Source organism: Stenotrophomonas sp. G106K1 (assembly GCF_037969685.1).
Taxonomy (GTDB): domain Bacteria; phylum Pseudomonadota; class Gammaproteobacteria; order Xanthomonadales; family Xanthomonadaceae; genus Stenotrophomonas; species Stenotrophomonas lactitubi.
Genome location: NZ_JBBPFR010000004.1, coordinates 194,607 through 221,369 on the forward strand (window position 1 = coordinate 194,607; position 26,763 = coordinate 221,369).

General features: G+C 66.0%; 29 protein-coding genes. 10 read left to right on the forward strand and 19 right to left on the reverse strand.

Going from position 1 to position 26,763, the window contains the following annotated elements:
* Window positions 1-41 precede the first annotated feature (41 nt).
* The 5 genes from WKB25_RS06185 to WKB25_RS06205 are packed head-to-tail and all read right to left on the reverse strand — an operon-like array spanning window position 42 to window position 3,689.
* Window positions 42-671 (reverse strand): DUF3299 domain-containing protein, encoded by a 630-nt coding sequence (locus WKB25_RS06185; protein WP_340569400.1) that lies wholly within the window; start codon window positions 669-671, stop codon window positions 42-44.
* The gene (locus tag WKB25_RS06190) at window positions 661-1,203 is read right to left on the reverse strand and encodes a DUF3299 domain-containing protein (protein ID WP_340569492.1); all 543 of its coding nucleotides are present in this window, start codon (window positions 1,201-1,203) and stop codon (window positions 661-663) included. Before WKB25_RS06190 ends, WKB25_RS06185 begins: the two co-directional genes overlap by 11 nt.
* An 8-nt stretch (window positions 1,204-1,211) precedes the next feature.
* On the reverse strand, window positions 1,212-2,465 hold the full coding sequence (locus WKB25_RS06195) for an ABC transporter permease (protein WP_340569401.1): 1,254 nt from the start codon (window positions 2,463-2,465) through the stop codon (window positions 1,212-1,214).
* The gene (locus tag WKB25_RS06200; protein WP_340569403.1) at window positions 2,458-3,153 is read right to left on the reverse strand and encodes an ATP-binding cassette domain-containing protein; all 696 of its coding nucleotides are present in this window, start codon (window positions 3,151-3,153) and stop codon (window positions 2,458-2,460) included. Before WKB25_RS06200 ends, WKB25_RS06195 begins: the two co-directional genes overlap by 8 nt.
* Window positions 3,150-3,689 (reverse strand): DUF2796 domain-containing protein, encoded by a 540-nt coding sequence (locus WKB25_RS06205; protein WP_340569405.1) that lies wholly within the window; start codon window positions 3,687-3,689, stop codon window positions 3,150-3,152. The genes WKB25_RS06200 and WKB25_RS06205 overlap by 4 nt, the downstream gene beginning before the upstream one ends.
* 32 nt (window positions 3,690-3,721) lie before the next feature.
* Between WKB25_RS06205 and WKB25_RS06210 the strand changes: the two genes are divergently transcribed.
* Window positions 3,722-4,189 carry a MerC domain-containing protein gene (locus tag WKB25_RS06210; protein WP_340569406.1) on the forward strand — a complete coding sequence of 156 codons (468 nt, stop codon included), beginning with the start codon at window positions 3,722-3,724 and terminating at the stop codon, window positions 4,187-4,189.
* On the opposite strand, the gene WKB25_RS06215 is transcribed toward WKB25_RS06210, so the two are convergent.
* Window positions 4,186-5,079: a LysR family transcriptional regulator gene (locus tag WKB25_RS06215; protein WP_340569407.1), complete on the reverse strand. Its 894-nt coding sequence runs from the start codon at window positions 5,077-5,079 to the stop codon at window positions 4,186-4,188. The genes WKB25_RS06210 and WKB25_RS06215 overlap by 4 nt on opposite strands.
* Before the next feature lie 106 nt (window positions 5,080-5,185).
* Between WKB25_RS06215 and WKB25_RS06220 the strand changes: the two genes are divergently transcribed.
* The gene (locus tag WKB25_RS06220; protein WP_340569409.1) at window positions 5,186-5,929 is read left to right on the forward strand and encodes an SDR family oxidoreductase; all 744 of its coding nucleotides are present in this window, start codon (window positions 5,186-5,188) and stop codon (window positions 5,927-5,929) included.
* Window positions 5,930-6,044: 115 nt separating this feature from the next.
* Here WKB25_RS06220 and WKB25_RS06225 read toward each other — a convergent pair whose 3' ends face one another.
* Window positions 6,045-8,396, reverse strand: a complete 2,352-nt coding sequence (locus WKB25_RS06225; protein ID WP_340569410.1) for a GH92 family glycosyl hydrolase — start codon at window positions 8,394-8,396, stop codon at window positions 6,045-6,047.
* A gap of 1,005 nt (window positions 8,397-9,401) precedes the next feature.
* Here WKB25_RS06225 and WKB25_RS06230 point away from each other — a divergent pair.
* Both WKB25_RS06230 and WKB25_RS06235 read left to right on the forward strand, forming a co-directional pair.
* Window positions 9,402-11,177, forward strand: a complete 1,776-nt coding sequence (locus WKB25_RS06230; RefSeq protein ID WP_340569412.1) for an autotransporter outer membrane beta-barrel domain-containing protein — start codon at window positions 9,402-9,404, stop codon at window positions 11,175-11,177.
* 424 nt (window positions 11,178-11,601) lie between these two features.
* Window positions 11,602-11,850 (forward strand): hypothetical protein, encoded by a 249-nt coding sequence (locus tag WKB25_RS06235; protein WP_340569414.1) that lies wholly within the window; start codon window positions 11,602-11,604, stop codon window positions 11,848-11,850.
* 98 nt (window positions 11,851-11,948) lie between these two features.
* Here the strand turns inward: WKB25_RS06235 and WKB25_RS06240 are convergent, their stop codons facing one another.
* Together WKB25_RS06240 and WKB25_RS06245 are read right to left on the reverse strand one after the other, a co-directional pair.
* Window positions 11,949-12,272: a thioredoxin family protein gene (locus WKB25_RS06240; RefSeq protein ID WP_340569416.1), complete on the reverse strand. Its 324-nt coding sequence runs from the start codon at window positions 12,270-12,272 to the stop codon at window positions 11,949-11,951.
* 5 nt (window positions 12,273-12,277) lie between these two features.
* On the reverse strand, window positions 12,278-12,694 hold the full coding sequence (locus tag WKB25_RS06245) for a host attachment family protein (RefSeq protein WP_340569417.1): 417 nt from the start codon (window positions 12,692-12,694) through the stop codon (window positions 12,278-12,280).
* Window positions 12,695-13,287: 593 nt separating this feature from the next.
* On the opposite strand from WKB25_RS06245, the gene proP reads away from it, so the two are divergent.
* Complete coding sequence (gene proP, locus WKB25_RS06250; protein ID WP_340569419.1) at window positions 13,288-14,775, forward strand: glycine betaine/L-proline transporter ProP; 1,488 nt, start codon at window positions 13,288-13,290, stop codon at window positions 14,773-14,775.
* A 47-nt stretch (window positions 14,776-14,822) separates the two neighbouring features.
* Here the strand turns inward: proP and WKB25_RS06255 are convergent, their stop codons facing one another.
* From WKB25_RS06255 to WKB25_RS06265, 3 genes are read right to left on the reverse strand one after another with little or no spacing between them, the layout of a single operon-like run.
* Window positions 14,823-15,455 carry a hypothetical protein gene (locus tag WKB25_RS06255; protein WP_340569421.1) on the reverse strand — a complete coding sequence of 211 codons (633 nt, stop codon included), beginning with the start codon at window positions 15,453-15,455 and terminating at the stop codon, window positions 14,823-14,825.
* A gap of 35 nt (window positions 15,456-15,490) precedes the next feature.
* Window positions 15,491-16,144, reverse strand: a complete 654-nt coding sequence (locus tag WKB25_RS06260; protein WP_340569423.1) for a hypothetical protein — start codon at window positions 16,142-16,144, stop codon at window positions 15,491-15,493.
* A 3-nt stretch (window positions 16,145-16,147) separates the two neighbouring features.
* A complete protein-coding gene (locus WKB25_RS06265; protein WP_340569424.1) occupies window positions 16,148-16,489 on the reverse strand; it encodes a type II toxin-antitoxin system prevent-host-death family antitoxin in 342 nt (113 codons plus the stop codon).
* 341 nt (window positions 16,490-16,830) lie between these two features.
* Between WKB25_RS06265 and WKB25_RS06270 the strand changes: the two genes are divergently transcribed.
* A complete protein-coding gene (locus tag WKB25_RS06270) occupies window positions 16,831-17,229 on the forward strand; it encodes an OsmC family protein (RefSeq protein WP_025874386.1) in 399 nt (132 codons plus the stop codon).
* Between the two features lie 34 nt (window positions 17,230-17,263).
* Here the strand turns inward: WKB25_RS06270 and WKB25_RS06275 are convergent, their stop codons facing one another.
* The 6 genes from WKB25_RS06275 to WKB25_RS06300 form a co-directional block, all read right to left on the reverse strand.
* Window positions 17,264-17,593: a hypothetical protein gene (locus tag WKB25_RS06275; RefSeq protein ID WP_340569428.1), complete on the reverse strand. Its 330-nt coding sequence runs from the start codon at window positions 17,591-17,593 to the stop codon at window positions 17,264-17,266.
* Between the two features lie 97 nt (window positions 17,594-17,690).
* Entirely contained in the window at window positions 17,691-19,430 is a 1,740-nt protein-coding gene (locus WKB25_RS06280; protein WP_340569430.1) for a putative porin, read from the reverse strand.
* Between the two features lie 42 nt (window positions 19,431-19,472).
* Complete coding sequence (locus WKB25_RS06285) at window positions 19,473-20,171, reverse strand: cell envelope integrity protein TolA (RefSeq protein ID WP_340569432.1); 699 nt, start codon at window positions 20,169-20,171, stop codon at window positions 19,473-19,475.
* 3 nt (window positions 20,172-20,174) lie between these two features.
* Entirely contained in the window at window positions 20,175-20,588 is a 414-nt protein-coding gene (locus WKB25_RS06290; RefSeq protein ID WP_089235818.1) for a biopolymer transporter ExbD, read from the reverse strand.
* A 10-nt stretch (window positions 20,589-20,598) separates the two neighbouring features.
* Window positions 20,599-22,383, reverse strand: a complete 1,785-nt coding sequence (locus WKB25_RS06295) for a DUF2341 domain-containing protein (RefSeq protein ID WP_340569434.1) — start codon at window positions 22,381-22,383, stop codon at window positions 20,599-20,601.
* A 37-nt stretch (window positions 22,384-22,420) separates the two neighbouring features.
* Entirely contained in the window at window positions 22,421-24,043 is a 1,623-nt protein-coding gene (locus WKB25_RS06300; RefSeq protein WP_340569436.1) for a ShlB/FhaC/HecB family hemolysin secretion/activation protein, read from the reverse strand.
* Between the two features lie 201 nt (window positions 24,044-24,244).
* On the opposite strand from WKB25_RS06300, the gene WKB25_RS06305 reads away from it, so the two are divergent.
* Window positions 24,245-24,586 carry a hypothetical protein gene (locus WKB25_RS06305; protein ID WP_340569437.1) on the forward strand — a complete coding sequence of 114 codons (342 nt, stop codon included), beginning with the start codon at window positions 24,245-24,247 and terminating at the stop codon, window positions 24,584-24,586.
* A gap of 7 nt (window positions 24,587-24,593) precedes the next feature.
* Here WKB25_RS06305 and WKB25_RS06310 read toward each other — a convergent pair whose 3' ends face one another.
* Entirely contained in the window at window positions 24,594-25,052 is a 459-nt protein-coding gene (locus WKB25_RS06310; RefSeq protein ID WP_340569494.1) for a hypothetical protein, read from the reverse strand.
* A 116-nt stretch (window positions 25,053-25,168) separates the two neighbouring features.
* On the opposite strand from WKB25_RS06310, the gene gspH reads away from it, so the two are divergent.
* From gspH to WKB25_RS06325, 3 genes are read left to right on the forward strand one after another with little or no spacing between them, the layout of a single operon-like run.
* The gene (gene gspH / locus WKB25_RS06315; protein ID WP_251474842.1) at window positions 25,169-25,615 is read left to right on the forward strand and encodes a type II secretion system minor pseudopilin GspH; all 447 of its coding nucleotides are present in this window, start codon (window positions 25,169-25,171) and stop codon (window positions 25,613-25,615) included.
* Window positions 25,612-25,974 carry a type II secretion system minor pseudopilin GspI gene (gene gspI, locus WKB25_RS06320; RefSeq protein WP_340569439.1) on the forward strand — a complete coding sequence of 121 codons (363 nt, stop codon included), beginning with the start codon at window positions 25,612-25,614 and terminating at the stop codon, window positions 25,972-25,974. The genes gspH and gspI overlap by 4 nt, the downstream gene beginning before the upstream one ends.
* On the forward strand, window positions 25,971-26,585 hold the full coding sequence (locus tag WKB25_RS06325; RefSeq protein ID WP_191077955.1) for a prepilin-type N-terminal cleavage/methylation domain-containing protein: 615 nt from the start codon (window positions 25,971-25,973) through the stop codon (window positions 26,583-26,585). The genes gspI and WKB25_RS06325 overlap by 4 nt, the downstream gene beginning before the upstream one ends.
* The last annotated feature ends 178 nt before the right edge of the window (window positions 26,586-26,763 follow it).

A 26,763-nucleotide genomic window follows, 5' to 3' on the forward strand; every position in this document is an offset into this window, starting at 1 on the left:
GCGCGACGCTGCGTGCGCGGAGCCTCGTCATCGGGCGCTCGTCATCGGCTGATCGCGGAAAGCGTCGCCGCGGCAGCGTCATAGGACGCGCTGGCGATATCCGCCTCGAAGTGCTTCACCTGCAGGCGCCCGGACAGCCGGTAGGGGTCCCACAACGCGCCCATCGTGATGGGGGTGGCCAGGGTTACATGGATGATCTGGTTCGGCGGTGGCGGCGGTACGTGGATGCACGCGCCATAGAACGGCACGAACAGCAGTTCGTCTACCTGCCCCGCGTCGTTCATCGCCAGCGGCACCACATAGCCATCCAGGTCAAGCGTCCGTCCATCCACACCATCGACCACCGCCGACGAGCCGAACTGCTGCGCGCGTACCGGGCTGGAATGATCGATGGCCTGCCCGGGCAGCGAGCCCGAACCGTTGTCGTCGATCAAGCCGCCTACCCCGTCCATGCCGTTACCGCGCGACAGCCCGATCTGCGGCGGTGGACGCTGAAAGCTGTCCTTTTCAGGCATCAGCGCGTCCCAGCGGTCGATCACTGCAGACGCCACCGCTGGCGACGCAGCAGTGCTGCTGGCCTGTGGCTGCGGAGCCTCCACGGCGGGCCGGCCACAGCTGGTCAGCAGTACACCGGCAAGCAGAGCGGCAAACACCTTCGCGCTACGGTTCATAAGGCCTCAATTCGGCATCGGCCATGCTGTAGGCCGAGCCGGCAAGATCATCGTCCAGCCGCTCGGCACGCAGCACGCCGGCCAGGAAAAACGGCGAGTACATGTCGGGCATGGCGATCGGCTGCGGCAGCACCACGTGCACGATCTGGTTCGGTGGCGGTGGTGGCACGTGGATGCACGCGCCGTAGTACGGCACGAACAGGAATTCGAGCAGTCGACCATCTGCCGCATTGGCCAAAGGCACGACATAGCCTGGCAGCCGCACCGCGCGATCCAGTACCGCGTCCACGGTACGGAACGTGCCGAACTGGGCCATGCGCCGGTTGCCGCTGTGCTGCACTTCCGGCCCCTCACCACGCTCCAGTGCGGCCAGTTCATCGCCCGGCAGCATCTGCAACCAGTCCAGCTCCTGCTCGCTTTCGGTGCCGGCACTGTCCTGCACCCGCGAGGGCGGCAGTGCCTGCACGCCGGTGTCGGTCGGCCGCGTGCAGGCGACCAGCAGCATGGCCGCAGCCAGCAGCAACCAGCGCACGACCGTGCTCATGACGCAGGCGCCAGGCCATCGGCCAGGGTGCGCCGGTAGGCCAGCAGTGCAGGCAGCAGGCCTGCGACCGCGCTGATCAGCAGCACGCCGCCCACCCAGGCCAGCTCGCGCGCGTCCGGCCAGACGTGGGTGATCGACAGACCGAAATTGGCAAGCGCCCAGCTGCGCCCCACCACGCTGGCGCAGGTCAGCACGGCCAGCGCCAGCGCACAGGCCATCGCCGCGGTGGCCACAGCTTCAACCACCAGCAGGCAGGCCACATAGGCCGGACGCGCACCGGTAGCGCGCAGCACCGCCATCTCTCGGCGGCGCTCCTGCAGCGTCGATACCAGCAGCGCCATCAGCGAAACCATGCCCAGCAGCACCACCATCGCACTGATCAACTGCAGCGCGCGCTCTGCGGTACCCAGCGACTGCCACAGCTGCTGCAGGGTCACGCCGGGCAGGATCGCCTGCAACGCTTCGTCTGGATACTCGTTGATGCTGCGCTGCACGCCGAACGTGGCGATGCGCGAGTTCAGGCCGAGCATGAAGGCGGTGATGCTGGTCGGGGTCAGGTCGAGCTGGCGTGCCTGCTCGGCACTGACGTGCTGGCTGCGAAGCTGCACGCCGGAGCGCCAGTCGACATGGATCGCCTCGATCGCCGGCAGTGACACCAGCACGGAAGAATCCACTGGCGTACCGGTCCGCTGCAGGATGCCGACCACACGGAACGGCTTGTCGGCATGCGTGGCCAGCGTTACCGCACCAGTGCCATGGGCCAGCACGATGTCAGCGCCCACGCCGATGTGCGCCGCCTGTGCCACTTCTGCACCAACCACCGCGTCATACAGATCGTCGAACGGCTTGCCCTGTGCGAATGCCAGCGGATGCCCTGCGCCATGCCGGTAGTGTTCGAAGTAACCGGCAGTGGTGCCGATCACTCGATAGCCACGCCAGGAGTCGCCCAATGACAGCGGTACCGCCCATTTCACCTGCGGCAGCGCGGACAGTTCCTGGTAGGACTGCCAGGACACGTTGTTGGTCGGGTCGCCGATATGGAACACCGAGTACAGCAGCAGGTTCACCGACCCCGAGCGTGCGCCGACGATCAGGTCCGTGCCCGAGACGGTGCTGGCAAAGCCCTCGTGGGCCTGCGTGCGGATGCGTTCCACGCCCAGCAGCAGGACCACGCTCAGGGTGATGACCAGCACGGTCAGGCTCACGCTCAGGGCGCGGCTGCGCAGGCTGGCCCAGGCCAACTCAAACATCTGCCCCCCCTGCCCGGTTCAGATCACCCAGCGACAAGACCTCGTCGAACAGCGGCTGCAGGCGGTCATCGTGGCTGACCACCAGCGCAGTGGTACCGGCGGCGCGGCACTGCGCGGACATCAGCTGCAGGAAGGCCGTGGCCGCGTCGGGGTCCAGCGCCGAGGTCGGTTCGTCGGCCAGCAGCACCGCTGGGCGGCCGATCAAGGCACGAGCAGCGGCAACGCGCTGCTGCTGGCCAACGCTGAGCGTACCCGCCGCACGCGGCATCAGTGCCGGATCCAGCTGCAGCGCGCGCAGCAGGCGAGCGATTTCCGCGTCCAGCCCACCTTCGATGCGCGCGTTGCGCAATGGCGAGAAGCGCACGCCCAGGGCGACGTTGTTGCGCACGCTCAGGAACGGCAGCAGGTTGAACTGTTGGAAGATCACGCCCAGCTGGTCGGCGCGGAAACGATCACGCGTGGCAGCACCGAGCGTGTTCACCGCTTGGCCGGCGACGCGGATGCTGCCGCTGCCCGGCAGCAGGATGCCCGCCAGCAGGCCCAGCAACGTGCTCTTGCCCGAGCCGCTGGCACCGCGCAGCAGCACGCTGCTGCCCGCGCGAACCTGCAACTGCGCGATGTCCAGCACGGCGCGCCCTGCATAGCTGAACTGCACGCCCTGCAGGTCGATGATGGTCGCTTCGTTCATGGCGCCAGCGGCACCCGCAGGCTGTCGGCGGTCACCACGCTGCGGCCTTGCCCGGTCGATGTTGCGGTATTGACGATCACCTCATGCAGACCCGGAAACAGCGTCGGCAGCGGTAATGCCAGCCCACGCAATGCCGCCGGGTTGGCACAGTGGTAGCGCAGTGCTGCGGTGAATCCGGCGTGCCTGTGCTGGCCGGGCTGCGCTGCCACCGCCACTGGCGCAAAGCCATCCGCAGTGGCCTTGGCATGGTCCAGCCGGCACTGCGCAGCGCTCGGCAAGGTGACCCAGCTGCCGCTCTGCAGGATCGACCGCGCCCGCGCCAATGCGGCCTGTTCGCGGCTGTCAGCAGGCGGTCGTTCGAAATCGAGGATGCCGATGCCCGGCGCACGCAGTGCCAGCTCCAGCGTTCCCTGGTCCACGGCCAGATCGACATCGGCCTGGCCATGGACATGTGCATCGTGATGGCGCACGTCGTGGGCGTTCGCAGAATGGGCAGCAAGCACAAGCAGCAGTAGAAGAGCTGCAGAACGTTTCATGGGGCAACTCCGTATTGTTACTATGTAACATTATGGACCATATCCCGACCTCGCCCGCAAGGGCCCACGGCCAGCCGCCAGCTTCGGCACGCTGGCATCCCCGCTTCGATCTGGCAGGCGCTTGGCTGTCGCTGGCCTGTGCCGCGCATTGCGTGGCCCTGCCCTTGCTGCTGGCCTTCACGCCCGCGGCGATGATGGCGCTGCGCTCGTTCCAGCACCCTGGCCACGGGGCGATGACCGCGCTGCTGGTGATGTCGCGCTGGGAATGGCTGTTCGCGCTGCTGGCTTCGACGATCGCCGTGCTCAGCACCGGCGCCGGCCAGCGTCGCCATCGACGGGCACTGCCGCTGTGCGTGGCTGTCGCGGGCGCGATCCTGCTGCTGTCCGCCTCGCTGTACCTGCCATTGAAGGAATCGCTGCTCTGGCATGGCGCTGCCACCGCCTGCGGCGGGGTGATGCTGGCCATCGCACATCTGCGCAACCGGCGGGCGCTGGGCTAGCCGCTCTGCTCGAACACAGCCGCCACCCAGTCGATGAACACCCGCAGCCGCGGCGATGGCGTGCGGTTGCGCAGATAGACCAGGCTGACTGGGCTCGGTGTGGGTGGCATGTCGGGCAACAGCTCCAGCAACTGCCCGCGCGCAATGTAGGGGTCCATCCGGTAGCGCGGTGCCTGGATGATGCCCAGCCCGGCCAGCGCGGCACCGAGGAAGGCGTCGGCACCGGACACCCGCACGCGTGCCGGCAACGGCATATGGCGCACCTGGCCGCCCTGCTGGAACTCCAGCGGAATCAGCTGGCCGGTGGCACTGGAGCGGTAGCCCACCATCTGGTGTCCCGCCGCCAGCGACGCGATGTTTTCAGGCTGCCCGTGCGCCTGCACGTAGGCAGGTGACGCCACCGTGACCTCGCGCAGCAACGCCAGGCGCCGCGCGGACAGATCGCTGTCGGCCAAGGTGCCCACGCGGATGGCCGCATCCACACCCTCGCGCAGCAGGTCGACATAGCGGTCGCCCTCGCTGACCTCCAGTTCGATGTCCGGGTAACGCTGCAGGAATTCCGGCAGGTGCGGAAACAGCAGGTGACGCCCCAGCGTACCGTGCACTTCGATGCGCAGCGGCCCGCGCGGTGGCACGTCACGGAACGCGGCCTCGGCGTCGTCCATGTCCGCGATCAGGCGCAGACAGCGGCCGTAGAAGGCCTCGCCTTCCAGCGTCGGTACCACCACGCGCGTAGTCCGGTGCAGCAAGCGCGCGCCCAGGCGCTGTTCCAATGCCTTGATCGCGTCGGTCACCGTGGCCCGCGGCAGCCCCAGGTCTTCGGCGGCACGGCTGAAGCTGCGGCGCTCGACGATCCGGACGAAGGCACGCAGGGCGGTGAATCGATCCATTGTTCGACTGGTCGGATGATGTTTCCGGATTATCCCTGATTATCCGCAACAGCGGAGAGACGAAGATGGCCCTGCGCCATGCCGGCGTGCCTTCCTGGAATGTGCCATGACCTCCCCCGCTTCCCGCTCTGTCGCCCTGGTCACCGGCGGCTCCCGCGGCATCGGCGCTGCCATCTCGCGTCGTCTGGCCGCCGACGGCCACGCCGTGGTGATCAACTATGCCGGCCGCCGTGACGAGGCCGAAGCACTGGCCGCCGAATTGACCGCCAGTGGAGGGCATGCCATTGCCCTGCAGGCCGATGTCTCCGACCCGCAGGCCGTGCATGCGCTGATCGACGCGATCGACGCGCGCTTCGGTGGCATCGATGTGGTGGTCAACAGTGCCGGCGTACTGCAGTTGGCCGCGCTGGCCGACAGCGATGATGCCCTGTTCGACCGCGTGATCGGCATCAACCTCAAGGGCGCGTTCAATGTGCTGCGCGAGGCTGCGCGGCGCGTGCGCGATGGCGGCCGCATTATCACCCTGTCCACCAGCGTGGTGGGCATCAAGCTGGAGAACTACAGCGTGTATGCCGCCAGCAAGGCCGCCGTGGAGACGATGGGGGCGATCCTCAGCAAGGAGCTGCGTGGGCGTGGCATCACCGTGAACGCGGTGGCACCCGGGCCAACCGCCACCGATCTGTTCCTGGACGGAAAGTCACCGGAGCTGATCGAGCGGCTGGCGAAGATGAACCCATTGGAGCGGTTGGGTACGCCGGAAGACATTGCCGGTGCGGTGGCGTTCCTGGCCGGTGCCGATGGCGGCTGGATCAATGGCCAGGTGCTGCGGGCCAATGGTGGGATGGTGTAGATCGCATGCCAACCAAGGTTGGCATCTACCAGCGGTGTGCGCGGTTCCGGTAGACGCCAACCTTGGTTGGCGCCGTCCATCAACCGCCGGGCATGGCCCGGCGCTACCGTAGGTGTTACCGCGACATCGAATACGGTGCCAGCGCGCCCTGCCCCGGCCAGCCCTTGTTCGGCTCGGCCTGCATGCTGAAATGCAGCTCGCCACCGGCCAGGATCTCATCGTGGCGCAGGAAGGTGCGCTGCAATGGCTTGCCGTTGAGGGTCACGCTGCCCACATAGGTGTGCTTGTCGTCCAGGCCTTCGGCCACGATGGTGAAGGTCTTGCCGTTGGGCAGGCGCATTGCGGTCTTCGGCAGGAACGGGCGGCCGAGGATGTACTCGCCCGAGCCCGGCGCCACCGGGTAGAAGCCCAGCGCCGTGAACACGTACCACGCCGACATCTGGCCGACGTCGTCATTGCCCGCCAGGCCATCGGGGCGGTCGGCGTACTGGGTGTCCATGATCTGCTTCAGGCGTGCCTGCGTGCGCCACGGCTGGCCGGCATGCGAGTACAGGTAAGCCACGTGGTGGCTGGGTTCGTTGCCATGCGCATACCAGCCGATCAGGCCGGTGATGTCTTCCATGTGTGCGAATATCGCGGGATCGACCTTGGCGTTGAACACTTCATCCAGCCGCGCCAGCAGCTTGTCGCTGCCACCATGCGCGGCCGCAAGGCCTGCCACATCCTGCGGCACGTACCACGAGTACTGCCAGGCATTGCCTTCGGTGTAGTCGGTGCCGTAGCCGCTGGCGCTGGGGTCGAACGGGGTGCGGAAGCTGCCATCGCGCTTGCGCGCACGCATGAAGCCGGTGTCCTTGTCGAAGGCATTGCGCCAGTTGCCGGCACGCTTGTCGAAGGTTGCTGCCACATCGGTCTTGCCCATCGCCTGCGCCATGCGCGCGATGGTCCAGTCGTCGAAGGCGTACTCCAGCGTCTTGCTGGCCGCTTCACCTTCTTCGTCGATCGGCACGTAGCCCAGCTCACGGTACTGCGCGATGCCATCGTAAGGACCGTAGTTGGCGGTCTCCACCATCGCCTTGAGCGCCTTGTCCGCATCGAAACCACGGATGCCCTTCACGTAGGCATCGGCGATCACCGGCACCGCGTGGTAGCCGATCATGCACCAGTCTTCCAGGCCGTGGAACGACCACACCGGCAACATGCCGTAAGGGCTGTGCTCGTGATGGGCCAGCATGGAATTGACGAAATCGCTGTTGCGCTTCTCCGGCTGCACCAGGGTCAGCAGCGGGTGCAGCGCACGGTAGGTGTCCCACAGCGAGAACGTCGAATAGTTCGTATAGCCCTTGGCCTGGTGCACGGCGTTGTCGGCGCCGCGGTACTGGCCGTCTGCATCCATGAACAGCGTTGGCCCCAGCAGCGTGTGGTACAGCGCGGTGTAGGCGCTGCGAAGTGCGTGCTCCGGTGCATCGATATCCAGCACCGACAACGCCTGCGTCCACTCCTGCTTTGCCTGCGCACGCACGCGGTCGAAATCGAAGTCGGCCACTTCGGCATCCAGGTTGGCGATGGCGCCGGCCTCGCTGACCGGCGAGATCGCCACCTTCACCACCAGCGGTGCATCCAGTTTGCCGAAGTCGAAGGTGCCCACCAGCTGCCGCCCCTCGATCTGCGCACGTTGTGTCGGGTCCTTCTCACCCGGGGGCGCAAAGCCCTTGTAGACGATGTCCTGTTCGGTGTTGTGCAGTTCGTGGCTGGCCAGCGGCCGCGAGAACCGCATCGCGAAATACAGCTGGCGGCCGGCGGCCCAGCCGCGGGTCTCGCGGAAACCGGTGATGGTGCCATCGCCACGCACGCGCACCCGCGACCACAGGATCTTGCCCGGGTAGTCGTACATGCTGGTACGCATGTCCAGCAGCACCTTGGCCTCGGTGCCCTTGGGGAACGCATAGCGATGCACGCCTACACGGGCGCTGGTGGTCAGCTCGGCGCGCACCTTGTAGTCGTCCAGGGTGACCGCGTAGTAGCCCGGCTCGGCCTTCTCGTCATCGTGGCGGAAGCGCGAGGCGTAACCACTGCGTGGCTTTTCCGGATCGCCACGCTCCAGACCCGGGTTGCCGGTGAAGGGCATCAGCAGGATGTCGCCCAGGTCTGAATGGCCGGTGCCAGAAAAATGCGTGTGCGAGAAGCCGACGATGCTGCTGTCGTCATAGCGATAGCCCGCCGCCCAGCCATAGGCCTTCTCGCGGGGCTGGATACGCGTATCCGGGCTGAGCTGGACCATGCCGAACGGCACCGTTGCACCGGGGTAGGTATGCCCATCACCACCCGTACCAATGAACGGATCGACCGAGGCATAGGCCTTGTCAGCGGCGGTCATGGCCGGGGCGGCCACAGCCAGGCCGGAGGCGAACATCGCCGTGGCGGCGACAGCGATCAGGAGACGACGGTCCAGCGTGGGCATCGGCATTTGGATCGATTCAGGTGGTGGTCAGATCCTAGCACCGGCGTTGCAGCACCGCATGCTGCGCTGCGGCTGAATGGCTTCCGAAGCGTCAACTGCCGACGCTATTGAATGCAACTAATTGCATGGATCGATTCATGCCCGCAGAGCAGAGTGAGCACCTTCCTATTGCCTATTGCAGCGCAACAGAACAGAGAACGACGCTGTGCGTCGATCGAGACCTGCTTTGCACTCCAATTCTCTGTCCCCCGACATACCCGGAAAAATCACGACACCTTCACGTCGTCTACGCGTTTGATTCACGCCAGCGAAGTGAATGCGGTCCTTTTCGAAATTTTCTTCCCACAGGAGTAATGCATGAAGATCGCCGTTCGCTGTTCGCAGCGCCTCGCACCTTGCGTGTTGGCTTCCGCCCTGGCGCTCTGCCTGCCTGGCACCGCCGTCGCTGGCAACCTGGACAATGGCGCCAGCCACACCGTCGTGGCAGGGGATCCCAAGGAAGACTGGACCGTGCAACGAGGGTCCACGCTGACATTGGCCGCCGGTGCCAGCGCGGGACTCGTTGATATCAGCGGACAAAGTTCGCTCATTGCTACCGACGCTGAATTCTCAGGGAGCGATCCCAGCTGGCTCCTTGGCATCGTCAATTCCAACGCCACGCTGCTCAGAAGCCGTATCAGCAATGACGCCGGATACGGGATCACACTGGGCACGCTCCTGGGCCCAACCGGCCCCTCGCTTCCCATTTCCACGGTGTCGCTGGATGCTTCCTCCATTGAAGGCGTTGGGGTCGCTGCCCTCGTCAACGGCTATGGCCAACTGACGCTTTCCAACTCAACGCTTTACGGTGCTGCGGACTCTGGCTCCCCCAATGCCCAGGGGAACGGAGTGGGACTTAAGATTAATATCGGCAATGCGATCGTGCAGAGCGGATCCGCAGTACGAGGGGATCAACATGGCGCGGCCATCGAATCAACCCAGCTTGCAGGCTTCAGCCCGCGACGTTCGGAGTTGACCGTCGATGCATCGCGACTGGAAGGCGTTACCGGCAGTGCGATCTACGTCGGACCGAGCTTTCGCAGCGATACCGACGTCGGCATTACCCTGCGCAATGGTGCGGAACTTGCTGCCGGCAATGGCGTGCTGATCGACATCCAGCCCAACACCAGCGACCCTTCATTGAAGGTTCACGCTGACATCGCCGTCAGCAACAGCCAACTGCGCGGAGATATCCGAACCGGTGCCGGTGCAACCAGCTCGCTGGGCCTGACCGACAGCGCCACGCTGATCGGCGGCATCACCGGTGCCATGGACGTCATGCTCGGCCAGGGCGGCCAATGGCAGCTCAACAAGAACAGCGACGTCGCTGCGTTGAATCTGGCTAGCGGCGGTGTTCTCGCGCTCGGCGACGGTGCAACGTTCAACACCCTCAACGTGGCAGGCAATTTCATTGGCAATGGCGGCACCCTCGCCTTCAACACCGTGCTGGCTGACGACACCGCTGCCACCGACAGGCTGATCATCGGCGGCGACACCAGCGGCAGCGCCAACGTGCGTGTCAACAATGTCGGCGGCGCCGGTGCGCAGACCAGTCAGGGCATCGCGCTGATCCAGGTCGGCGGGGCGTCCAACGGCCAGTTCAATCTGGCCGGCCGTGCCGTGGGTGGGCAGTACGAGTACTTCCTGCACAAGGGCACCGGCGCCGATGGCAACTGGTACCTGCGCTCGGTGCTGCCGACCCAGCCAGACCCGTGCGTGGCCGACCCCAGCCTTCCCCAATGCAAGCCTGTGGACCCGGTTGATCCGGTTGATCCAGTCGATCCAGTCGATCCGGTTGATCCGGTTGATCCGGTGGAGCCGGTGCCGGTGCTGCGCCCCGAACCCGGCGCCTACCTGGCCAACCTGCAGGCGGCGCAGACCATGTTCCGCCTCGGCTACCACGATCGCCAGGCCGGCCAGAACGGCGGCCGTGCATGGGCACGCGTGGATGGCTCGCGCAACGGCTTCGATGCGGTCAGTCGCCAGCTCGACATCCGCGGCAACAGTCAGGCACTGACCGTCGGCGCCGATGTGTGGCGTCACGATTCGGGCAGCAGCGTGGGTGTGATGTTGTCCAGTGGCAACGCCACCAGCACGTCCACCAATGAGCTGACCGGCTACTACGCCCGCGGCAAGGTGAAGGGCGAGGCGCTGGGCCTCTACGGTACCTGGCGTGGCGGAGATGGCGCCGACCCGTATGCGGGTTTCTACGTGGATGGATCAGTGCAGCGCGCCCAGTTCCGCAACCGGGTTGAAGGCATCGGCCTGGCCGACGAGCGCTATGACAGCCGTGCATGGCAGGGTGCGGTGGAAACCGGCTACGCCTTCCGTGTGGGCGGCGCCAGCAACGGCGGCATCTATCTGGAGCCGCAGCTGCAGCTGGGTTACAACCGCTGGGACAGCAACCGCCACACCGAAGCCAACGGCACGGTGGTGACCAGCGAGGATGCCGATGGCCTGTTCGGCCGCGCCGGCCTGCGCCTGTCCGGCGTGACCCGCTGGGGTAATGGAACGACCGACGTGCAGCCGTACATCGCGGCCCACTGGCTGCACACCCGTGCCGAATCGCAGATCCGCATGGACGATGAGGTGGTGGATGCGCGCATTCCGCGCAGCCGTGGCGAGTTCAGTGCCGGTGCGTCGCTGAAGTTCGGCAACGGTGTGGGTGCATGGGGTGGGCTGTCGCTGCAGAAGGCCAGCGGCTTCCACCAGACCAGTGCGCAGGTGGGTGTGAGCTACAGCTGGTAAGGCGTTTCTGGCCTTGTCAGGGCAGCCCGGGCTTGCGTGCCGGGCTGCCTTTTTGTTTTTCGGGTTGCGCCGGCGAGCGCGCTCGTCGCTGCGGAACGAGCGCGTCGCGCCACATCATGTCGCTATCAGGTCGCCTGCTGGGCTGCGCGCGACATGCAGATGCTCGCGCTTCAGTTGGAGAAATTTCCGTATGAAAAATCTATTGGAACTGCGCTGGCTGGCGTGCGCAGGATGTCCGCGCAGCGCGAACACCGCTGCCGGGTGTGGAACCCCGAAATGAGCTGTGGGAGCTGCTTGCCGTGACTGCGGCGGGCGGTGCGCGGCGGCCGCATGGCCCTCCGGCTTTTCCCAAAGCTCAGCCGAAGTTCCAACCCCGCACCGCCCGCCACCCTTCCGGTGGCCACGTCCTTCAAGGAGCCATCGCATGTCGCATGAACCGCCCATCCTGACCCCGGAAATGGAATCCCTGTTCTTCCGCATCGAGCACGCCCTGAACACCGCCGAGGGCATGGCGGTGATGATCGGCGAGAACGAACCGGCCGACCCGCAGGCGCATCTGCGCCCGGGTTACAACCTGCAGAAGATCACGGTGGCGATGATGGCACTGAGCCAACATGGCCGGCGGTTGCTGCATGAACTGCGCGAGCAGCATGTGCGGGTGACACTGCATTGACGCGTGTAGAGCCGAGCCCATGCTCGACTCTGACGTGATCGAGCACTACGGTTGGTGACGGAGCAAGCCGAGCATGGGCTCGGCTCTACAGCAGCCGCTCAATCCGGCAGCGCGCTCTGCAGTGTGGCGAGATCTGCCACATTCACCGGCCGCACCACACGCGCCACTTCCTTGCCGTCACGCAACAGGATCACCGTCGGCCACAGCTTCACCTGGAACGAGCGGCCCAGCAGCTTGCCCTTGCCGTCTTCGATCTTCCAGTGCGGCAGGTCATGCGCGTCCACGAAGGCCTGAAGCGCCGGCTGCGCGGCCTGGCAATGGCCGCACCACGGGGTGCCGAATTCCAGCAGCAGCCAACCGGCCTGCGCATCCACCTCCGCGCGGGCCGGTTCGGCTGCAACATGATCATGCATGAAGCGCATGCGGGTTACGCTTGCAGCGTGCGCTGGATGTCTTCCAGCGGCGCGTTGGTCAGATCCTTGGCGATATCGACCAGCAGCCGCGCCTGCGTCTCTTTATGCAGCAACGGACGGATGCGGCCCAGCGTGGTGGGATCAGCAATGAGCACCAGATGCGCATAACGGTTGTTGAGCGCATCTTCGTTGAGCTGCTCGGCCACCTGCTTGGCGAAGGTCGCTTCGTTGAGCTGCGAGATCGACATGTCCTTGGGCACCGCGCCGGACGGTCCCTGCCCTGACACACCCTGCTCGCTGATGTCCTGCAGGCGCAGCTCGCCTTCCTGCTTCAAGGCAGGCTTCTGCTCGCTGCCCACGTTGGTGAACACGCGGGCCGAGCCACCATCGGCGACGATAACCAGGGTGCCTTCGGGAATGCGACGGGTCATGCGTTACTCCTTGCGTTGGTTCGTAACCACCGTAAAAGGCATGGCGTGAGCGAGGTGAGCACAACATGTTCATTCGATGTGCGTGGGTCATCTGCATGAACAGGCAACATGGAACGCTGCGTTCGTACCGGCGAGATTTTCGGCACGCTCACACTGTAACCGTTATCATGAATACATGATCGACACGACCCACTGCGCGTCAGCACTTGTTGCTGGCATGCGGGAAGCACTGCCGACCGGCGTTTCGCTTTCCATCATTGCGTCCCCTTCGCCTTTCCATCGCCTCGCGCTGGATCCCGGCGGATGACGCCTGCGGGCCCTGCCCCGCCTGTCCCCTGCTCCTGCCACCACACGTGCGCCGACGCAGCCTGACACGTAATCGGACCTATCCATTCGTCCTGCATGTCGTCCTGCGTTCTGGCAGCGGGCAATGCGTGGCGCGTGCGCGGCGTTTGATCGCACACACCTTTCGCCCCGTTCCGGGCCTTTCATTCGATGCCCCTGCGCCTGCTGCGCCAGCGTCGCCGTTTCCGACATTCGGGACATCCGTACCGCCCATCCCACTCCATTTCCATTCTTCCAAGGGAGTCCCCATGCAGGACAACTCCGATGCCCATGCCCATTTCGGCTGGTTCAAACGCCGCCGCCATCTAAAGGTGGACGAGATCACCGTTGTCGACAAGCCCATGCTCAAGCGCGCCGTGGGCGCCGCTGCACTGGGCAATGCGATGGAATGGTTCGACTTCGGTGTCTATGGCTATCTTGCCGTCACCATCGGCCAGGTGTTCTTCCCGTCCAGCAACCCCACCGCGCAGGTGATCGCCGCGTTCGCCACGTTCACGGTGGCCTTCCTGGTACGCCCGCTGGGCGGCATGGTCTTCGGGCCCTTGGGCGACCGCTACGGGCGCCAGAAGGTACTGGCCTTCACCATGATCATGATGGCGCTGGGCACCTTCGCCATCGGTCTGATTCCCTCCTACGAACGCATCGGCATCTGGGCGCCGGTGCTGTTGCTGCTTGCGCGCGTGGTGCAGGGCTTTTCCACCGGCGGCGAGTATGGCGGCGCGGCAACGTTCATTGCCGAATATTCCACCGACCGCAACCGCGGCCTGATGGGCAGCTGGCTGGAGTTCGGCACGCTGGGCGGCTACATCGCCGGCGCCGGTACGGTCACCGCGCTGCACATGCTGCTGAGCAGCGAACAGATGCTGGACTGGGGCTGGCGCATTCCGTTCCTGGTGGCCGGCCCACTCGGCCTGCTGGGCCTGTACATGCGCATGCGGCTGGAGGAAACGCCAGCGTTCCGCGCCTATGCAGAGGAAGCGGAAAAGCGTGATCACGAACGTCCGGGCCTGGGTGAGCTGCTGCGTGTGCACGGTCGCCAGCTGATCGTGTGCATGGGCCTGGTGCTGGTATTCAACGTGACCGACTACATGCTGCTGACCTACATGCCCAGCTACCTGAGCGTGACCATGGGTTATGCGGAGAGCAAGGGCCTGCTGCTGATCATCATCGTGATGCTGGTGATGATGCCGTTGAATATCGTCGGCGGCCTTTTCAGCGATAGGCTGGGCCGGCGCCCGATGATCATCAGCGCCTGCATCGCGCTGCTGGTGCTGGCGGTGCCGAGCCTGCTGCTGGTGGGCAGCGGCAACGACTGGCTGATCTTCCTTGGGCTGATGCTGCTGGGCCTGGCGCTGGTGTGCTTCACCAGTTCGATGCCGTCCACCCTGCCGGCACTGTTCTATACGCCGGTGCGCTACAGCGCGCTGTCCATTGCGTTCAACGTGTCGGTGTCGCTGTTCGGTGGCACCACGCCACTGGTGACCGCCTGGCTGGTGGAGCGCACCGGCGATCCGCTGGTGCCGGCCTACTACCTGATGGGCGCGGCGGTGATCGGCCTGATCACGATGATCTTCGTGAAGGAAACCGCCGGCCTGCCGCTGCGCGGTTCGCCGCCGGCCGTGGGCTGCAACAAGGAGGCGGCCGCGCTGTTGAAGAGCGATGCGCCGGTGACAGTGGATCGCACCCTGCCGCCGTTGCCGGACGTAGCTGAGCCCGAACAGGTAACCCCGGCGTAAGTGCGGGAGGCAGCGCCGGGCATTGCCTGGCGCTGCCGGTAATGCGACTACTCGGCGCGGGTCAGCTTGCCCGGGGTCCAGCGGTACACCCAGGCATGCTGCCCTTCCGGTGGGCAGGCCACCTTGCCACGCACGCACAGCTTCAAATTGCGGGTACTGTTGAAGGTGACGCGGATACGGTCGCCGTCCATGGTGATCGTTTCCATTTCACCGGGAATGTGCACGGCAGCGTCATCGGCGTAGCCGGAAGCGCGGATCAACGCGTAGGTTTCGTCGTCATAGGCGGATTTGCCCGGTGACGCGGCCTGTCCCCGTGCATCGCCTTCGGCGAGCGGGGTCATCACCACCAGTTCGTTCAATTGCATCGCGCTGCCGGTCTGGGTCGCGGTGTAGAGATAAATGATCTCCGGGCGTCCATCACCATCGAGGTCGGCATTGCCGGCCCACAGCGGACGGTAGTCGTACTGGCTGTCGGTGCCCGGATGCAGTCGCAGGGAGGCCTCGGCGGCACGACGTGCCTTGTCGTAGCTCATCGGCTCGTTCTTCGGCTCGCTCTGCGCTTCATCCTTGGCGTCAGCCGCCGGTGCATCCTGTGCCAGCAGCGGTGCCGCCACCGTCAATGCCATGGCCGCCACCAGCGCGCGCAGGCCGATGGCCTGCCAGTGCTTCCGCTCGTACATCCCTGTTCCTCGATCACTGAATCTGCGGAGTCGGATCATCGCACAGGCGGGCCGGCAAGCGGCGTGCTGTCGGCATGCAGTTCCATCGCACGCATGACAATGGGCTTGGCCCAGTCCGGGGTGTGCAGCAGCTCCACCACCGATACCGGATACTGCAGGCCCTGGCGATCCAGCGCCAGCACCGGCAAGGGGGCAACACATCCATGGCGATCGGCTGGCGCGCTGTTGTCATACACGTGCAGTTCGGCCAGGTGCGGCATCAATGCCAACAGGTTCTCGCGCGCGGAATCGAAGCGTGCGCGGATCTTGTCCTGCGGGATGTCGTGGCCACCGCCAGCAACGCGGGTGGCCACGCGGGCCACGTGCAGTTCGACAGTGGCCAACCCGCAGAACCAGATCGCCACATCGTGCTGGCTGCAGGCCTCGCGCAACAGGCGCGGAATGGTGTTGCCGCCCAGGGTGGTTTCAAAGGCAAAGTCGCTGCCGTCGGCGATCGCCTGGCGCAGCCGTCGTGCGCCCTCCTGCCACGCTTCAGCGTTGGCTTCGGCCAACGGCCAGCCCGCCTCCACCAGCCGTCGGGTGAAGCTGTCCGGGTTGTACCAGCCCAGGCCGTCGGCCTCCAGCCAGGTGCCGAGCAGCGAACTCTTGCCGGCGCCGTTGACGCCGGCCAACGCCAGGATCCGCCCCATGAGTCAGAGCGGACGGCCGAGCGCGACCTTGTGGCCGCGGCGGATCGGCTTGCCCATCACCTTGCCCAGCCCCTCACCCTGCTGCAGCCCGGCCAGCGCCTGGTCGAACTCGGTACGCAGGCGCGAGAGCACGTCGCTGCGCTCTTCGGTATCGCTGCCGCTGGCCCTGGCCAGCAGCTCCTGGTACGTATTGATGTCCACGATCACCGCTTCGGGGTGGTTGTGGTTGGTGATGACCAGCGCCTGCTTCTCGCGCACGGTACGCATCAGGCTGGGCCAGCCACGGGTCTTGACCGAGGATGCCGGGGCCTTGTCGAGGCCGGGCAGGTCGAGCGGGAGGGTCATGGCACGGCTCCAGCGGAAGGATATGAGGCCACTATACCCAATTTGGACAAATTGGGGATAAATGGCCCCTCCCGCTTTCCGGACCCGGCCGACGGGCGCGCACACGGCTGGCAACAGGCTCCGCCGGGAGGGGAACATGACATGCGCTCAGCCAGCATGCCGCCAATGCGTGCGTGCAGCAGTGCGATTGGGCAGGCCAGCCGCAGTGTGCCCCGCGGTGGCACGGCCGGCATCCAGTTCTCGTACGATCGTACGGAGTGATTCCGTGGCGGCTTCGGCTCCGGCTGGCGCCGCCTTTTCCTGCAGCCGAGCATGGCTCGGCGCTACAACCGGGGATTCCCATGGCCTACGCACGCATTGTTTCGACCGCCGACAACTACCTGCACCACATCAGCAACGGCCATTTCGATGTCGCGGCCGATGAGCCCGCCTCGCTCGGCGGCCAGGGCAAGGGCTTTGCGCCGTTCGACCTCTACCTGGCCTCGCTGGCCGCGTGTACCGCCATCACCCTGCGCATGTATGCCCAGCGCAAGGGCTGGGAGCTGGGCGAGTTCCACGCCGAGCTGCGTTCCGAACGCGATGCGGACGGGCGCTTCCACGTACACCGCGTGCTGCATGCCACCGCCGAGCTGAGTGATGCACAGTGGCAGCGCCTGCTGGAGGTGGTGGAAAAGACCCCGGTGACGCTGGTGATGCGCGAGGGTGCACGGATCACCAGTGAGCGCGGGGCGGCAGCATAAGCGCATCCACGCATGGCGTGGATCTACTGGCCCCTCAACGCCGCGAATGCAGCACGGTGCGCTGGCGCATGGCGTTGAACTCCTGTTCGACCTGCTGGATGTCTTCAACCTGGAAGCCGGCGGCATCGAGCAGCTGATCGGCGGCCGCAGCGGCCAGCGGATCATCCTCGCGCTGGCGCCAGCAGCGTGCCGGCAGGAAATAGCCGACCTCGCTGCGCCCGCGCATGATGACGACCGGACGCCCTGCATACAGCAGGAATTCGGCCAGGTGCTGGCGCAGCCCCTCCACCGAGACATAGGCCGGCCCGCTGCCCAGTGCCTGTGCGGTGGGCTCGGAACTCTCGAACAGCTTGCGACGGCTCATCCACTCCTCCTTTGTGCAGCGCGTGGTCTTCCTTCCTAAGACGGGCGCGTCGCCGCGCCCCCGCCACACGTGTCGTGACTGCGATCACGCTGTCCGATCAGAAACCGGTATTGAACTCCAGCTGGAACACGTCGATCGACAACGGCGGGCCCGACACTTCCTTGGCCGCCATCCACTTGCCGCTGATCCAGCTGCGCGCATCCAGCGCATAGGCGCCGCCGACGTAGTAGCCGCGCGCGTTGGTACCCCCCAGGTGGAAGTTCGGATCGTTGTAGGCGTCGGGCAGTGCATCGGCCTCGATCCGCTTGTAGCCCAGCAGGGCCTGCCACTGGCCCTTCTCCTTCAGCTCGGTGGCACCGAAGGTGGCCTGCAGCATCCAGGCGGTGTCGCCGCTGCGGAAGGTGTCAATGCTGGCACTGCCACCGGCGCCGTAGTTGTTGACGATGCCGTTGTTGGCCCGGGCGAACATGGCCTGCTTGTCATAGGCCAGGTTGCGGATGTAGTCCGCGTCCAGGCGCATGCCGATGTCCTGCGCAAGCTGTGTATCCCAGCGCAGGTTGAAGGTCGCCAGGCGGAATGCCGAGGCCAGGCCCACGTACTGCGGCGTGGGCGTATTGGCCGGATCCAACGGATTGCGGGCGATGTCGCGGATCAGCATCAGAGTGTTGCCCTTCTGCATGAACGCCGGCCGTGACCAATCGGTATCGCAACCGACGGCGCCTGCATACAGCGCGCACGGCGACGACAGGCGGCCACTGATGTTCTTGAAATCGTAGTAGCCCAGCGCCGCACGCAGGCTGTTGTCATCGTTGAAGCGCCAGTTCACCCCCACCTGTGCACCGGACAGCCACTTGTTCTCGTTGGGCGTCTTCACCCGGCTCTGGCTGGGAGCGCTGTCGGAGGTGTACTCCAACGGCACCACCGCCAGGTTGCCGAACAGGCCGACGCCGTCAGCAATGTCGTACCTGAGATTGGCCGCCAGGCCATCGAAGTTCAGGTCGTTGGAGAACAGCGTGTCGCTGGTCCAGAACGGATTGCCGAAGCGTCCGCCACGCACCGTGACCCAGTCGGCCGGGCTGTAGGCCAGCCATGCCTGGTCCAGCCACACGTCCTTCTTGCCCAGGCCGCCGCCAAGTTGTTCGGTAGTGGACACCGGCCCGTTGCTGCTGCCACTGGCCAGGCGCACGCCTGCGGTGGTGTGCTCGCCGATCATCGCTTCGATGCCCAGCCGTGCACGGATGCGCCACAGGTTGCGGCGATCCTGGCGGGTGTTGAGCAGCGGCGGCAGCTGCAGGTTGGTGTTGTTGTTGGTATCGAAACCGCTGCCGGCATTCACCGAGGCCCAGTTGGTTTCGATGTCGCTGTTGCGCTCGGAGTAGAAGCGCGACTCGCTGCGCACACGCATGTCACCGCTGACCTTGATGCGCTTGGTCCACTCGGCCACCTCGTTCGGAGAGGCCCAGCCCTCGGCTTTGGCCTGCGCCATCACGTCCTGGCGCACTTCATCGCGGATGCCATCGCGCACGCTCTGCGGCACATACGGCACACGTACGTCGCCGGCCTCCAGCGCCACGCCTCCGCTGCTGGCTGCGTTGACCGCAGTGCTGCGCTGCGCAGCCGTCGCCTCTGCTTCGGCCTGTACCAGCAGCGCCTGGCCGTCTTCGGGCTTGAGCGCGCCACTGGCGATCAGGCCCTTGATCAGCTTGACCATGGTGGTTTCGGCAGCCATCGCACTGGCCGGCACGGCCAGACTGAGCAGTACGGCGCAGCACAGCAGCGCCCGTCGGGCCGGCCGCGGGCGGCGGGATGCGGATCGAGCGCGGTCGTGGTCGTTCATCACGGTTCTCATCGAAAGAAGGGAAATCACGGAAGTCATCGGTCAAGCGCCGGGGCGGCGCCCCTGGATCAGCACACGCGCGGGAAAATCCAGCGACGCCGGTGGCATCTGGTCGACTTTGCCGATCTGTCGCAGCGCATCGAGCACGGCCAGGTCGGCCTCCTCGTTGCCGCTGCCACGCACCAACTCGACCTTCTCCAGCCGGCCATCCGGCGCCAGCCACACATTCACCTGCAGCTGGAAGGCCAGGCGCTTGACCCGCGCATCGCGCGAAATCGCCTGTTGCATCAGATAGCCCAGGTAGCGGCCATAGCTGGCATTGCCGGCACCGCCACGGCCGACACCGGACGAACCCCCGCCGCTACCCGATTGGATGCCGAAGCTGTCGCCGCCGGCCTGCGCATCGGCGTCCATGGTTACCGGGTCGGCGTTGTCCGGCGTCGGCGTCGGCTCTTCGGCCGGCGTGGGCTGGTCCAGCGGTTCCGGCTCAGGCACGGTCTCTTCCGGCGGCGTCTCCGGCTCGGGCGGTTTTTCCGGTGGCGGCGGTGGCGGCGGCGGTGGTGGCAACGCCAGCATCGGCGGCTGCACCACCGGCCGGCGGGTGCTGGCGGTGTCCTTGAACAGCAGCCACCACACGGCAACGCCCAGTACCAGCAGCGCCGCCAGCACCAGCGCGATCGTCACCAGCAACTGGCGTCCGCGCGTACCAGGCTCCTGCAGGGGCGGTCGATGGCCGGCCATGCCTCAGCCCTGCGCCTTGCCGGTGACCAGGCCGACCTGGGCCAGCTCCAGCCGCCGCAGCAGATCCAGCACCTCGACCACGCGCGCGTACTGCACCTGCGCATCACCGCGCACGATCACCGGGAAATCCGGGGAGGTTGCCCGTTCGGTACGCAGGCGGTCCTCCAGCTCGGCCATCGTCACCGGGTAGGCATCCAGGAATACCTGGCCGCTGGGGTCGATGGTGATCGCCTTGGTCTTGGGTTTCTCCAGTGCGGTGCTGTTGCTGGCTTTCGGCAGGTTGACCTCGATGCCGGGAATGGAGGCGTTGCTGGTCAGGATGAAGATCACCAGCACCACCAGCAGCACGTCGACGAAAGGCGTAACGTTGATGCCCTTCTCGCGTTTCTTGATGCCGAACTTCGCCTTGTAGGCCATGGCCGGTTCCTCAGCCCTGGACCGCAGCCGGGCCGCGCCCGTCCTGCTCTTCGGCCAGGCGGGCGGCGAACTCGTCGATGAACACCGCCATGTCGGCGCCGATGGCTTCGGCGCGTGCGCCCAGCCAGTTGTAGCCGAACAGTGCCGGGATCGCGACGCCCAGGCCGGCGGCGGTACACAACAGCGCTGCCGCCATGCCCGGGGCCACCGAGTTGATGTCCACCGCACCGGCCATCGCCGCCACCACGAACACCAGCATGATGCCGATCACGGTGCCGAACAGACCCACATACGGCGCGCCCTCGATGGTGGTCGACAGCCAGTTCATGCGCCGCGCCATCGCCTCCTGTTCGCGCACCATCACCGCGTCCATCGACGCGCGGATGGCGGCGATGGTCGCCGCGCTCAGATAGCCGGAGTTGCCGTCGCGCTGATGGCGCTGCTGCATTTCATCGATGGCGACCTGGTAGATGCGCCACAGCGAGCCGTCGTGCATCGCCGTCGGCACCTTGCCCTGCCGGTTCATCTCGGACAAGGTGCGCAGCGGCACACCGGAGAGCTTGCTGAAGCTCTCGGTGAACACCGCATTGGCCTTGCTGGTGCGGCCGAAATGACGGCTCTTGGCGATCATGATCGCCCATGACAACAGCATCATCAGGCCGAGGATGGCGACCACCACCCAGGCGTCGAACGGCATCGCCTTGAGGATGAAGGCGAAGTGGCTCTGGCCGGCCGACTGCTCGTCGGCACCGTAGCTGATCAGGCGCGAGTCGGCGCCCTGTGCGGTGGCATCGGCCAGCAGCAGCGCCGCCGGGCGCGCCACGCGTGAGATCCGCAGTTCATCCAGCGCGCCATCGAAGTTGGCCAGCGGCTGCGTCGCACCCGGTGCATCGGCACCCACCACCGCAGCGGTGCTCAGTGCCGGCAGTTCACCACTGAGCTGGGCCACCACGCGACCGTTCAGATACAGCTGCAGTGAACCTTTCTCGGCGGTAAGCGCGAGATGCGCCCACTGTCCTTCCGGGATCGGTTGTGCCGGCGTACTGCGCTGGCCGTTGAGCTGCACGAACGGCACGCGGTTGTCGATGCCCAGCACCAGCTCAGCGGTGCCATCGCGCCGGGCGTAGATCGCCTGCGCGGTGGTCAGCGCGCCCGGTTTGATCCAGGCCGAAACGGTAAGCGGCGCACCCGCTTCCTGTGCCAGCGAAGCACTGGCCGGCAGCGGCAGTGGGCCAGCGCCAAGCTGCACGCCACGCCCGATCACCGTGCTTTCCGCCGCAGGCACTACCGCACCGGCGGTGTTGCCGTAGGCCGTGGTATCACGCGCTGGCGCATTGGCTTCGGCAAAGTGGTAAACCAGCGTGTAGTCCGGATCGAACACCTGCTGGCCATTGCCGCTGGCCGGTGCCTTCGCGTTGCCGTAGTACATCCAGATCGTCTGCGGCGCGCTGGCGGTCAGTGCCGGAACGTCCACCCATACCAGTGCCAGGCCCAGGTTCGGGTCGAACTGCTCGATCTGATGGGCCAGCACGGTGCGACCGTCGGCAGCAACGAAGCGCAGGTCGTTGCCTCCTTCCTGCGTGCCATCAAAACCGAAATTGCCGGTATGCAGGCGCAGCAGCAGCGGTGTACGCCCGGGATTGCCAGACAACCCCGCGCCCTGTGGGCCGGCGTCGACCGTGATCGGCTTGCGGTACTTCCATTCGGCCTGCCACCAGTTGGCATCGGCCGCGGCGGCGGGCAGCGCGATCAGCGCAGCCAGCAGCAGCAACATTCGGGAAAGCAGACGGTCCATGCAAAAGGTCTCCGGAGAACGCATCTCGAGGGAAGGGTCAGTAGCTGGTGCTGATGTTGAAATGCAGGCGCGGGTCGTCCTTGCGCGTGACCGGGCCGTCGGCGTAAGGCCAGGCGTAGTCCAGGCGCAACTGCAGGTGTTCGCCCAGGCGCAGCTGCGCGCCCACCCCGACCGACGCCAGGTTGTACTTGTCGCGCTGTTCCGGCAGCGGCTGACGCAGGCGCAGGTAGGCCGCGTCGGCGAAGCTGTACAGGCGCAGGTCGGTACCGCTCCACAGCGACCACGCCGGGGTGCGCCATTCCAGGTTGGCCAGGCCACCGTAGTCGCCGATCGCTTCGGCCGAGAGGTAGCCACGCACGGTGTACATGCCGCCAGCGGCGAACTGCTCGGCCGAGACCAGCGGCGCATCGGTCGCCTGCAGCGAGCCACGTGCATACCACTGCCAGTCGTTGCCGAAGGTGTGCGTATTGGAGACATCCGCTTTGAACGCCACGAAACTCGGATCGGCCCAGTAGCGCTTCTGACCGAAATCGGTGGCGTTGCTGCCGTAGCCGAACAGGCGCCGGGTTCCGGCTACCAGCTGCGTGTTGATGCTCAGCTGATCGCTCTCGCCCTGGCGCACACCGACGAAGGCCAGGGTGATCGGCGCGTACTTCAACGGCGTCTTCAGGCTGTCCTTGCCCATCTGCGTGTCTTCTTCGGTGTCCTTGAAGTCCACGCCGAGGCTGAGCTGGCGCCACCAGGAACTGCTGCCCGGCAGGCGGTAATTGAGCTTGAGGCCGATCGAATGACCATTACCGATCACATTGGTGCCGGTGCCGGTGCCTGCGCCACCTTGTCCGCCGGCATTGAGCACGCGACTGTCGGACTTGTAGCCCGATGCCTCAAGGCTCCACGGCGTGCCCTCGAAGGGGACCGTGTAGGACGCGGAGAACACCTTTGCCTGATCGGTGTCTTCCGGCGCGATGAACACGCCGATGCTCGCGCTGTGTCCACGGCGCCACAGGTTGTCGTGGGCCAACGATGCGCTCAGCCGCAGCTTCTCGGTATCAGCACTGTGATCGTTGTTGAGCGCCGCACTGGCACGCCAGGGAGACTTCTCTTCCACCTGCAGGTCCACATCCATGGTGCCCGGCACCTGGCCTTCGCGCACCAGCGGCAGCACCTGTCGACGGCCACCTTCGTTCAGCGCAGTCAGTTCCTTCTGCGCCTGGTCGAAGTCCGGCACGCGCCCCTCAGCCAACGCCGGTACCCGTTCGCGGATGCGTTGGGGTGAGTCATGGCGGGCACCGACCACGCGCAGCTGGCCAATGGGCGTCTGCTGCACCTTCAGCAGCACCACGCCCGCGTTGACCTGCTGTTCGGGCAGCTCCACATAGACCGATTGGTAGCCGGCCTGCTGGTACAGCGCGTTGACTGCATCGCGCGCCTTCTCGACATCCGCTAGCGTTTTGCCGGGGCCAAGGAACGGTTCGACCGCACGTTCGATCTGCCGCGCATCGAGCACGGTGTTGCCGCGCACGATGTACTCGTTGATGTTCACCGTGGGCGCTGGCGCAGCGTCCTGCGCGAGCACTGGAATTGGCAGCGACGCCAAGGCCAGCAGCAAGGGATGCAGGCGCAGCGGGAGGCGAACGGCACGGCACGGAACGGGAGTCATCGAAGGCATCGCGTCGTATCGAAGGGAATGGCCAGGGAGCGGCGCGTGGGTCTACCAACAGGACGTGCAGGCCGCGTCAAAACCGCCAACAGTTTTGTGACAGCACTGTCATCTGTTGACGATGCTGAAACAGGCGCAGGCGGACACTTCGCTTCGAATACGTCTCCATTGCAGAACGCCTGCTGCCTCGGGAGATTCAACATGCACGCCACCCTGCATACGCCGAACCGCCCTGCCCTCTGTGTGGCGTTGGTTCTGGTTCTGGCTTCGCCTTGGGCGCGGGCCGACCAGGCTGCCAAACAGGCAGACGCAGCGCCATGCATCGAAATACAGGTCAATGGCGAGCGCATCCCCGCCTGGGACTGCCTGCAACGCAAGCTGGCGCCGGCCGAAAACGCAGCCGCCCGCCACAATCTTTCCGAGGCCGAACGCTTGATGCGCAAGCCAGGCAACCAGTTGCTGCAGTACAACCTGGAGGGCACGCGGCAACGCATGGGCGATGCGTTCGGGCGTTCGGTGGTGCCACAGCGCCCAACGCGCTGAGCCGTGTTCAGTGCCGCCCCAGCGCGGCGGGGACGATGCCATCGGTAGGCATGGGCGGCAGTTCGGGCACGGGCAGCGAGCGCGGCTGTCCTGCCTGCTGCAGTTCAACCGCGTTCGCGCTGATTGCTGCCAGTACGGTAGATGGGCCCAGGCGCTGGCCCGGTGCATAGGCCTGCGCAGGCGCCCCATCCACCGACAGCAGCGCCAGCGGCGCCTGCTGCCCGGCCATTACGCCCAGCACGGTCACGTCGGTCTGCACCGCGCCGGGCGAGAGCAGCCGCACCAGCGGTGCGCTCGCAGCATCGTCGAAGGCCGGGGCAGCGGGTACGGCGACCTGCACCGTGGCGGCGGCAACGCGAGCCGGCGCCATGAACAGGGCCATGCCCCAGTATCCCGCCACGGCCAGCAGCAGCGTGGCCGCCAGCAGGGTCAACATGCGATTGCGATCCCAACGCCAGCCGTCCATGTTCAGCACCTTCGCCATGTTCCTGTGCGGCCACGCTAGCAGCTGCCGCTGACGCTTTTGTTTCATCATCCGCACCTACGCTGGCAGGTATCGGCAAGGACGGGAGGCAATGTCCGATGCAACGCAGACCACGCGGCTTCACCCTGATTGAACTGATGGTGGTACTGGTCATCATCGGCATCTGCACGGCGGGTATCGGTCTTGGCCTTGGCAGCCTGCTCGACCCTGCGCGGCAGCTGCGCCAGGAATCGGAGCGATTGGCGCAGCGCCTGCAGGTCGCGCGCGATGAAGCACGCATCGATGGTCGGCCGATCCGCTGGCAGGCCAGCGCAGAAGGCTATCGCTTCAGCCGCCGCGACAGCGAAGGCTGGGTCGAGCTGCGGCGCGATGACCTGCTGCGCCCCCAGCAGTGGCAGACCCACGGCATGAAAGTGCAACCGACGGCCGCCATCGAATTGAGCCCCGAATGGATCGGCGTGCCGTGGGAGCTGACGTTGTCGCTGGACGGTCGTCGACTGCGTCTTCGTGATGATGGCAGTGGACAATTGCAGGTCATGCAGTGAAGCGGAAGCAACACGGATTCACGCTGATCGAGGTGCTGATTGCGTTGGCCATCGTGGCCATCGCCTTGGCGGCGGTGATGCGCTCGGTGGCGGTGGCGACCGATGACCAGTCGCGTCTGCGTGACCGTCGGCTGGCCCTGCTGTGCGCGCAGGACCGCTGGCAGGAGCTGCGCCTGGCCGCACAGCCACCCGGCGATGCACGTCTGCTGTGCCTGCAGGGGCGCACGCGTTTCCTGGTGCAGCAGCACCTGGGCAGCGGCGCCGACGGGAAACCGCAGCTGGACTTGAGCGTGGTGGCCGAAGATGCACCGAAGCAATCGCTGGCGCGCCTGCAGCTGCCATGGACGGTGGCGCGATGAAGCGCGCCGCGGGTGGCTTCACCCTGATCGAAGTGATGATCGCCATCACCATCATGGGCGTGCTGGCGGTGATCTGCTGGCGCGCTTTGGACAGCGTTGCCAGCACCGATCAGCGCCTGCGCCAGGCCGATGCCGAGACCAGCACGGCGATGCGGGTGCTGCAGCAGTTCCAGCGTGATATCGAGATGCGGGCCGACGATGCGTTGATGAACGGCGCGGTGCGCCCTGCCGATCAGCCTGCGCGGCTGCTGCCGCCGTCGTTGACCAGTGAGCGCCACCCAGATGGCGGCTTCACGCTGGAGATCACCCGCAGCGTCGGCAGTGATGGGCTGCAGTGGCAGCGCGTTCGCTGGTGGCGACAAGGCAGCACGCTGTGGCGCGCCAGCGGTGCGCCGTCCGATCATTATCCGCTGCCTGCGCCTGAGCCGACGCGCGGGCTGATGGTGGCCCGTGATGTGCAGCGCTTCGAGGTAAGGGCATGGCAGCCGGGAGTGGGTTGGGCGATGCTGCCGAGCCAGGGGGAGGTACTGCCGGCGACCGGTCTGGAGTTGCGGTTGGGGTTGCGTGATGGACGCGGGCCGTTGAGTTACCGGCGGGTGTTGGCGCTCTGAGAGGAGCATCCACGCATGGCGTGGATCTACTGAACTGCATCCACGCATGGCGTGGATCTACTGAACTGCATCCACGCATGGCGTGGATCTACTGGACTGCATCCACGCATGGCGTGGATCTACTGAACTGAATCCACGCGTGGCGTGGATCTACTGCTCCCCGGTCGCCGGGCGCTGT